A 9,231-nucleotide genomic window follows, 5' to 3' on the forward strand; every position below is an offset into this window, starting at 1 on the left:
TTGTCTCCTTTTTGCCTGAATTGAGATTCCGAATCAGCCTTACGCCTGGGGCGCACTGCTAAATTGATCGAGAAACATCCCCAGAAAATGGTTCCATCCCTTCTCGCGCGATCGACCCTTCTCGTCGTCGGGAAGGTCTGAATGGACAAGGGTCATGAGCGTGCCTGTTCCTCGTTTCTCGAAGGTCACCGTCACCGTTGACTCTTGCCCAAGCGTGTTGGGAGACACCCAGGCAAACGAGTGTTCCGGGCCTTCGTCATGAGGCACATCCACTAGGATGATTGAGTCGATCGTTTCTCCAACTGACTACCCTCTGCATTAAGACTCCGCCGTAAACCGAAGTGCCTCGCGCAACAGCTCCAAATCCCGCTTTTCGATAGTGGCATTTTGCGCGAACCGCAGCACAACCCATTGCCGCATCGTGCGCGCTCCCATCCTTAGAAACACAGCATAGCGCTCTCTCATGATGGACTGAATTCGCGCTTCCGGCAGCTTTATCGCTATACCTTCGGGCCGCATGAACGCAAAAACTTTCTTTTCCAAGTGAAACGAAGCCCCACCCGACCGCTTTGTCACTACGCTCACGCCAGGCCAAGCAGTCAATGAGTGGCGGAGGGACGACACATACCCGGGCTCCGCCGAAGGACTTAGCTTCGCTCCTTGGTGTCTCTTTGCCAATGTGATCCTCCATCCTGGACAAGCAGCTAGACTACCCGTGATTACAGCCGATGCGCGCTGTGCCGGTCCCGATTGATCCGTTTACAAGTCAGTTGTACCTCCGCGATCCCTTTGGCATCACGCACTCGGAGTCGGCGTGCGATTCACCGTCGGAGGTCCACTCCAAATGACACGTACGGCACGTACGATAGCGGGCATCTACCGTCTGGATTTCCGTCAAACGCGCCGCATGCGATGAGTCGCTACTGCAAAGAATTCATTCAAGATCATTTCTTTGGATTCGAGCGCTGTCGATGCGTGGTTGTTCAAACAGGTCGTGCATGCTGGGAAGACGGAGCGGTGCCTTTAACCTAGGCACCGCCAGAAACGAAACCGAATAAATCGAATCAGGGAATGGCCTCAGAAACCACGCCGCGCCTCGTCTGCCTCTTCGGCCAACTCCTGGAGGTAGCTCAAGAAGTTTGGGCTCTGTCCGCGAAAGAGTCCGTCTTGTGTTAAGGCCTGAAGCGCTGCGGTCGCTGCCGCTCTGGTTTCAGTGGGACGAATGATGGAACAGACTGGAAAGCGCCTGCTAAGAAAGAATGTTGGCTCGGGCATGATCAGGTTGGATTGGAGGTCCTCATTCCCCGCAAACGTTGAGAGGTCGGGGAAGTCCACTGTGTCTTCCGTGACCGGATCGAGAACGCCCGTGAGTGCCGGGCAGTTGCCGGCTTTGTCGTGCCAGGTCTGGAAATGGGCGATCTCGGTGCCACCGATGCTGAGCAGGATTCGCAGTACTTCCACGCTGGTGACGCGCTGCGCAAGCTGGGCGTACAAACTGGTTCCGCCTTGCTCGATGAACGCGAAGTGGAAGCCCGCGGTGTTGGCGATGAATTGGGTGACGTCTGTGACCCCGTTGGGCGAACTCGGATCTAGTTCTGCCTCGCTGTCCGTCCTCGGAATAGCGGTATGCCGGCCTGTGCCCAGAACAGCGATTGCATTGGAGAATGTGTCTCCGAGGTCCGGGTTCTGCGTGCGGCTGCGATAGCGGGTCCACCATGACGTATCAATGGTGAGCTCCATCAAATTGGTGAGCCGGGGAATTTGCTGAGCGCCTGTGGCCTGGCTACTTGGCAGAGTATGAAATGGACGGAGATCTACTGTTTCCGCATTCCTGGATCTGAGGTATTCATTGATGAATGCAGCGTGGCTGAATTCATCTTCAGTGTTGTCGTGGATATATGTGGCCATGTCCCCGTCAAGATTGGACAGAGCCTTTGTGTATGCCGGATTTCCACGTGTGAGGCCGGTAATCAGTGGCGGCTCATTGCTTTGAAGGCCACCGAGTTCTGCATACTGCTGCCAAAGATCGGCTTCGATCAGTTCGGCCGCTGCCAGAAAGCGAAGGATAGCTGCATCGCTCCGGGAAAGAGAATCGCTTCTCTCTTCAGCTCTCACATCCGATCTCATGAGAGCACCCGTTGAAAAGGTAAGCCCAACGGCCGCTGCTCCTCGAAGAAGAGACCTTCTTTGCATAAGCCCTGGGTGTGAAGAATTGTGCGCTGATTCATCTGGCGACTTATCCTTAGTGACAGACGCAAGTTTGCGTGATGTTCGTAATAACATGCGGGCAAAGCTCCTTAGAATGGGGATAGCGGCAGGCATGGCCGTCGGCTTCAGTCGGCCGCTCTTCCAAGGTCGCTCAGGCAATTAGCTCCGTTGTCACGAGACTGTCAGCAAAAAGTAATTTCCTCGCACGCACTCTTCAATCAGACAAAAAGCCTATGCCACTCCCTGTTCCCAAACCAACCTCGGACTCAATCTGCCGATCGGCGTTAAAGGAGTTCAGCCGCAAGACCGCCTGCAGGCATTCATTGCAATGCTCCTCAAGGAACTCGGGCTCGAAGTTCAATCCGAGCACTTTCGGGACACTCCCAAACGCGTCGCGCGCTTGTATCGTGAGTTCACTCGGGAATACCGGGCAAGACCCGCGGAGATCCTCAAGACCTCTCCATCCCGCAGTCGCGAACTGATTGTCGTCTCCGATGTCGAGTTTTTCTCCCTTTGCCCTCATCACCTGCTCATCTACGGCGGCAGAATTCATCTCGGCTATGTGCCCGACGGCCGAATCGTTGGCGTTTCAAAGATTCCCCGCCTGATCCAGGCACTGGCCGCACGCGCCGTGGTGCAGGAGGATCTGGTCGCGGAAGTCGCGGCCGCCTTCATGTCGGTGGTCAAGCCGCTGGGTTGCGCCGAAACTGCGGTTGGGAAGCACGATTGCGTAGCTGCCCGCGGAGTCCGCTGCCCGGAGTCGAGCATGACTACGGTCGCCCTGCGCGGGATTTTTTCAGCGGATGAGAACTACGCTCAGGATTTCTATCGTGCAATCGGCTGCAGCCGTGACTCGGTGCGGTGATGTCATCAGGGGATTGAATTTCCGGGTGCGCGTCCAAACTGAGCGTTTACACATCAGGAGTCGGACCATGGCAGAAACCTTCGATACATGCGGCGACAGGCACGAGAAACTCGAAGTGCGTCCGCTGCTTCCGCGCGATTGGTTACGGTGAGGTGTCGGCCCGCAATTACTTGTGGGCAAGCTTCTGCACGATCGCCAACGCTTTCTTCACATGGGCATCCGGCGCTAAGTGATCTGACTTGGAAGAAAATGCCGCGACAATCTTGCCATCTTTGCCGATCACGAAGGTCGTGCGCTCAAAAAAGCCGTGGTCGATGGCGACGCCGCGCACGTCTTTCATGCCTGGCCTTCCGGGGGCGGCCGTCACGCCGTAGGAAGCGCCGATTTGGCCGCCGGGATCGGAAGCGACGGGGAAACGGCCCGCGCAGAAGCTTGGATCGGCGGAGAACTGATTGAGGCGCGCGATGCTATCTTCCGAGACGCCAATGATGCTGGCGTCAGCAGCGGTGAATTGGTCCTTGTCCTGAGCAAATGTGTGGGCCTCGAGATCGCAGCCGCCGGTGAAGGCAGATGGGTAGAAGTAGACGACAACGGAGCCCTTTTTCAACGCGGCCTGCAGCGAGAAATGGAATTGTTTGCCCGCCAGGGAGGCGGGGGCGGAAAACTCGGGCGCGCGGTCACCCGGTTTGAGGGCAGCAAAGGCGGGTATGCAGAGTGCGGCAGAGATCGCCAGGCCGAAGATCAAATTCTTCTTCACGAGAATCCTCCAGGGGAACTAAGACTCAATGGCGCGAGCGCGTCGCTCCAGCAGAAACGCCATCAAGACCAGAGGATAACAGAGCGGCGAGGCACCTCGTTTTCGCGCAGGTGGGGTGGAGCGCAGAAAAAACAAGTCCCTTTTCGGAATACCCGAATTGCCGTCTCTAGCCGTCTTCATCCCTCGCAGAAGCCAACCCGTCAATACCTTGCCGTGCTGGGACGGGTAGATTCTGCACGGAACAGAGTTGGGATACTCGTTGCGAAAATCTTCGTCGCCCACCCAGAAATGCGGTGAGTGATTCGTCGCGAGACCACGCCACTCTAAGTCATTTCACTCGCCACGGCGGCTCTTCCTTCCTTTTCGCCATTGCTTCTTCCGCCCAGGCGGTCGTCTTATCACGATGGCACGACGTGCACGGATTCGGAATACCGTACTTGTCCGTCATCTCGGGCGAGATGAATCGGAACGTGTGGGCATGAACCATGGCTCCGGGTACCCCTTCCCCTTCAATCGCCGGCATATGACAAGCGACACACTGGCTGCCTGCACTTTCCGCTTTGTGATGCGTGTGTGCTTCGATCGTCGCAGTGTTTGGCCCATTGGGAGACATTGGGCCATGGCAATCCATACAGATTTCGTTGGCCGGCTTAATGAGTTGCGCGTAATTCTGAGTCCCGTGCACGTCGTGGCACGAAGAGCACGTGATCTGGTGCCGGTACATTACGCTTTGCACAAAATCGTTGCCCTGCATCCGGTTCTTGTGAGCGGTGCAATCCGGAAAGTAGTAAAAGCTCGTCTGCCCCAGCGTGCAATCCTCCAGCTTCCATGAATCCTGCAGGCGCAATCCCACTTGGTAACCCACCGGCCAGTCGTAGTACTGGCCCTCGATAGCTCCTTTGGGTGGCCGTCCCTGCGAGTGGCACTGAATGCACACGTCACTTTCCGCCACCGCATCGAGGTGCGCTGGATTGATGATGTTGCCGCGCGACGGATGCGCAACGTGCAAGCTCCCCGGGCCATGACAGCGCTCGCAGCCTACATTCCACTCAGCCGGCTGATGAGTATGGATGTCGTATCCGACTGAGTGGCAGCCATCGCAGGTCGGCCCAGTCGGACGGTGCATGTTGTCAGCCGGGTAGAGCGGAGCCCACCAATCTGCGCCCTTCGAGGGCACATGGTAGGGCAACCACTTGCGATTCCCGACATCCCACTGCACCGGAAGCGGGTAAAGGTTGTCGCCCACTCGAGCAAAATAGCGCTGCTTCCAGAGGCTTCCGTACACAAAAACCACCTGGTCAGCTCTGAATGGCGCCACCGTGCTGGTTTTGATGTCAGGAATGAAAGCGTGTGGGTCGCTCTGTGGATCGCGCACCACGTTTGCCATTGGTGTCTTCTTCCAACGCTGGTAAATGCTCTGGTGGCACTTCTCGCACGCCCTGGAGCCCACATAGCGTGCCGACGCAAGCACGCGTGCTTCTTCCTTTTGTTCCTCCGCCGACAACGGTCGCAGGCTGCGGACGAAGAGGACGAGCTTCCACGCGTCTTCCTTGGATTCCCGGTGGACTCGGTCCAGCGCCGGCATTCCGGTATAGCGCACTCCATTCGAGATGATGAAGTGAATCTCGCCATCGGTCAGACTCTGCGTGGATGTGGCGCGAAGATCGGGCACACGCGGGTACAAATTAGTGCCGATCCGGGTTGTCCCGCTACCGTCTACCCGGTGACAGGTCGCGCAATTCGCCAGATAAAGCTCGTACCCCTGCAGGAGCGCCGCGCTATCGCCTGCCAACGGGTTTTTGGCCGTTCGCTCCTTCCAGGGTATGGCAAGATTTCTCACGCGGCGTGCAATCGCTGTCTCGAAAGCGGAAGGCGGCTTCAAGGCACGAAAGCCCTGCCAAACCACAATGAGGGCCACGAGGCTCGCTGCACCGGCGATGGCAGCCAATCCGGATAGAAGTCTTTCCCGTGCTTTCGCGCTCGTGCGCATCGACCACCGTCCTGCATCGTCAAATTCGCTTCAGAAACAAATGTGCAGCGACACGAACACAACTGGGCTCACGGTCTAGCTCCACAGGCTCACTGCAATGCATCATCAACGATGATGCCATTATGTAGCGAATTTCGCATCCAAAAAAACTATTTGCCAAACTCCTTTACCAGAACACAATGACACAACCGAATGCCGACCCGAGGCCTTTCTGCCAGTCCGATCCGTTCCCTTCAGTCCGAAGAGAACGAAAGCCATTTCTCCGTATGACCGGCGCAGAGTCTGGATCGTATCGGCGTCTTCCCAACCGGCGCTTCAAAATGACAATCCAAAGACAGGTCCCTGACAAGTGACGTTCCACACGCTCCTAAGCTGACGGGAAGTCAGATTCGCAGCGAGGTGGCGGACGAAATGAATGCGGTCGCGAAATGCAGGATTCCGATGCTTGCTATCTTGTTCCTGCTCCCACTTGTGCTCCGCGCCCAGGCGCCTGGAACAGGCGCAATTCGCGGAGTAGTGCTCGACCCAAACGGCCGCGCCGTAACGAATGCAACCGTTGTAATCGAGAATAGGGCCACGCACGCTCAACGGATAGTGCACACGTCGGGGTCCGGAGAGTATGCCGCCGCCCTTCTTCTGCCGGGCAACTATAGTGCAACCGCGACGGCGATAGGCTTTGCCCACGCGCGCGCCGCAAGCGTGATGGTTGTTGTGAGCGAAACCAGTACAGTCAATATTCATCTGGTGATCGCAGCGACGGCGACCGTGGAAGTGACGACACACCAAGCCATCGCCAACACGGAGAACGCGACCCTCGGACGCGCTGTGGACGAGGAAGCGATTCAATCGCTACCGCTGTCGAACCGCAATTTCACGCAGATTCTCTCGCTCTCGCCCGGGGTTCTGGTCGGATTGCCAGACGCAACCGTCCTCGGGCGGGGCACGCAGGATGTGACTGCCAACGGAAATAAAACAACTGCAAATAACATCCAGTTCAACGGCGTGGATGCCAACAATCTTGCGCAAAACTCAGCGATGAACGACGCGGAGGAGGTGGGCGTTGCGGTTCCTGCTCCGGATACGATTCAGGAATTCAAAGTGCAGACGGGCAATTATGACGCTACCTACGGCCGCGGAACGGGTGCAAACGTCGATGTTGTGAGCAAGTCGGGAAGCGACAAGTTTCATGGAACCGCTTGGGAGTTCCTGCGGAACGATCTGCTCAACGCGAACGACTTCTTCTCCAACTTTACAGGCCAGCCGAAACCGGTGCTGAAGCAAAACCAATTTGGCGCGTCTCTGGGCGGCCCAATTGTCCACGATAGGACATTCTTTTTCGCCGCGTATCAGGCACTGCGTTCAAGCAACGGAGAAGCGGAGGTGGCGCCGGTGATTTTGCCGCAACTGACGGACGACCGCTCGGCGCCCGCGCTGGGCGCGCAGTTCTGTGCGTACCCCACCTACGCCGGCGGCAAGCAGGTTGCATGCGACGGATCGAATATCCATCCGGTGGCGCTGGCCTTGCTGAATTTCAAACTTGCCAACGGGCGCTATGCGATTCCCAATCCGCAGATTGTACTGCCTTCGATGGATCCGACGCAGTTGCCCATAGGCGAGTCGACCTACTCGATTCCGGCAAGCTACCGGGAAGATCAATTCTCGCTGAATCTCGATCACGCACTTACACAAAAGAATTCGCTGGCCGCCCGTCTGTTCTACTCGCGTGCGCCCACTGCAGAAGCATTCTCGCCGAACGCAGCGAATGTTCCCGGATGGGGCACGAACGAAGTGGACAAGAACGTAATGGCGGTGATCTCAGATACCCACATCGTCAATTCCAACTTGATAAACATCGCGCGCTTGGGCTTCATGCGCTTCGACGGCATTTCTGCAGTCGAGAATCCCATTGGTACAGCGGATATCGGCACGGTGTCGCCGACCGGTCTTTCCGGCGCAGGGATTCCAGCACCAGGAATCACGGTTGACGGTCTTTTCACCGTCGGCGATGCGGGGACGCCAGAGCAAGCCCAGAAGACGAACAGCTACATCGTGCAGGACATGGTGTCGCTGACTCGAGGCAGGCAGTTCATCCGAACGGGCGCCGAGGTGAAGCGTCACCAGGTGATGGTCAATGCGCCGTTTTCGCAAGATGGCCTGCTGGACATCAGGACCTTCAACGATTTTCTGCTCGGCGAAAGCGCGCAACAAAACGGCAGCCCGGATGGCCTGAGCAATGTGACGCTGAGCAACGGCAGCTCCGGCATCTTTCGCAAAGACGAGCGCTATACCGACTTCGCGGCGTTCTTGCAGGACGACGTGAAGCTGACTTCGCGGCTGACGGCCAACCTTGGACTACGCTACGAGATATTTAGTCCCCCATCAGAGATTAAGGGTCGGCTTGTGAACTTCGATCCGGCATTGGCGTCGACGACCGCTCCCGCAGCAGGCACGCTGAGCGGGTATGTGGTCACGTCCAATTTCACAGGAACCGTTCCCGACGGTGTTACGAAGGTCGACCGGAAGGGGCTATGGCCGACTCGTCATCTCGACTTCTCTCCGCGCCTGGGATTTGCCTTTGAAGTCGCCAGGCATCCCGAGCTTGTTCTACGCGGCGGTTACGGCATCTACTTCGATCGTCTTTCGGCCGGCATGTCGGAGAGCCTGGTGTCGCAGCCGCCGTACTCCACGTTCCAGTTCATCGCAGGTGCGCAGAACGGTCCGGCCTCATTGGGCGCGCCGTTTACACCGCTGCTCCCGAGTCTTTCGAGCTATCCGATTTTTACTCCGCGGACCCCGGGAGGCGGGTCAACGGTAGTCGGAGTGTCGACGCAGGTGCAGGACCCCTACACGGAGGAATACAACCTGAATCTGCAGGTAGCTCTGGGCTGGAACACGCTGGCTGAAGTGGGCTACGTTGGCACGCGCTCTCTGCACGTCGCGGGGAGCGTGGAGTTCAATCAGGCGCTGCTGGCAAGCCCGACCAATCCCGTCAATGGGGAGACAACGAATACCGTCAACAATGTGATCCAACGCGTTCCGTATGCGGGCATCGCGCCGGGGTCGCTCCTCTCAGAGACGGCATTTCAAGCGAATTACAACGCGCTGCAGGCAAGCGTGACAAAGCAGTTGAGCAGAGGTCTGCAATTCCTGGGCAGCTACACGTGGTCGCGCACGCTCGATGAGACAAGCGGGTCTTCGGGGAGCCAGGTATTCGAACTTTGGCTGCTGACGAATAATCAGCGGGACCCGCGCCAGAATTACGGCCTCACGGATTTCGATCGCACCCATCGCGCGGTCTTCAATTTCACCTACGATTTGCCGGAAATTCGCAATTTTTCGACGATTGTTCGTGCAGCTAGCTCCAATTGGCGGGCTTCCGGAATTCTGGTTGCGCAGTCGGGAACGCCGATA

7 protein-coding genes are annotated in these 9,231 nt (G+C 57.4%); 2 read left to right on the top strand and 5 right to left on the bottom strand.

Annotated features, from left to right (window positions below; genetic code table 11):
• Positions 1 to 39: 39 nt before the first annotated feature.
• The 3 genes from VMU57_RS22995 to VMU57_RS07655 form a co-directional block, all read right to left on the bottom strand.
• On the bottom strand, positions 40 to 273 hold the full coding sequence (locus VMU57_RS22995) for an SRPBCC family protein (protein WP_414648616.1): 234 nt from the start codon (positions 271 to 273) through the stop codon (positions 40 to 42).
• A 45-nt stretch (positions 274 to 318) separates the two neighbouring features.
• A complete protein-coding gene (locus VMU57_RS07650; RefSeq protein ID WP_325382103.1) occupies positions 319 to 624 on the bottom strand; it encodes a luciferase family protein in 306 nt (101 codons plus the stop codon).
• 453 nt (positions 625 to 1,077) lie between these two features.
• Positions 1,078 to 2,115: a ferritin-like domain-containing protein gene (locus VMU57_RS07655; protein ID WP_325382094.1), complete on the bottom strand. Its 1,038-nt coding sequence runs from the start codon at positions 2,113 to 2,115 to the stop codon at positions 1,078 to 1,080.
• Positions 2,116 to 2,518: 403 nt separating this feature from the next.
• Here VMU57_RS07655 and folE point away from each other — a divergent pair, with 403 nt between their 5' ends.
• Positions 2,519 to 3,073, top strand: a complete 555-nt coding sequence (gene folE, locus VMU57_RS07660) for a GTP cyclohydrolase I FolE (protein ID WP_325382105.1) — start codon at positions 2,519 to 2,521, stop codon at positions 3,071 to 3,073.
• Between the two features lie 166 nt (positions 3,074 to 3,239).
• Here the strand turns inward: folE and VMU57_RS07665 are convergent, their stop codons facing one another.
• Positions 3,240 to 3,830 (bottom strand): peroxiredoxin, encoded by a 591-nt coding sequence (locus VMU57_RS07665; protein ID WP_325382097.1) that lies wholly within the window; start codon positions 3,828 to 3,830, stop codon positions 3,240 to 3,242.
• A 328-nt stretch (positions 3,831 to 4,158) separates the two neighbouring features.
• Positions 4,159 to 5,820, bottom strand: coding sequence for a cytochrome c3 family protein (locus tag VMU57_RS07670; protein WP_325382099.1), 1,662 nt, complete (start codon positions 5,818 to 5,820; stop codon positions 4,159 to 4,161).
• A 441-nt stretch (positions 5,821 to 6,261) separates the two neighbouring features.
• Between VMU57_RS07670 and VMU57_RS07675 the strand changes: the two genes are divergently transcribed.
• Positions 6,262 to 9,231 (top strand): TonB-dependent receptor (locus VMU57_RS07675; RefSeq protein WP_325382101.1); only part of this gene is annotated, 2,970 nt, incomplete at its 3' end.

Origin of the sequence: Edaphobacter sp. (assembly GCF_035532915.1) — a bacterium.
Classification (GTDB): Bacteria; Acidobacteriota; Terriglobia; order Terriglobales; family Acidobacteriaceae; genus Edaphobacter.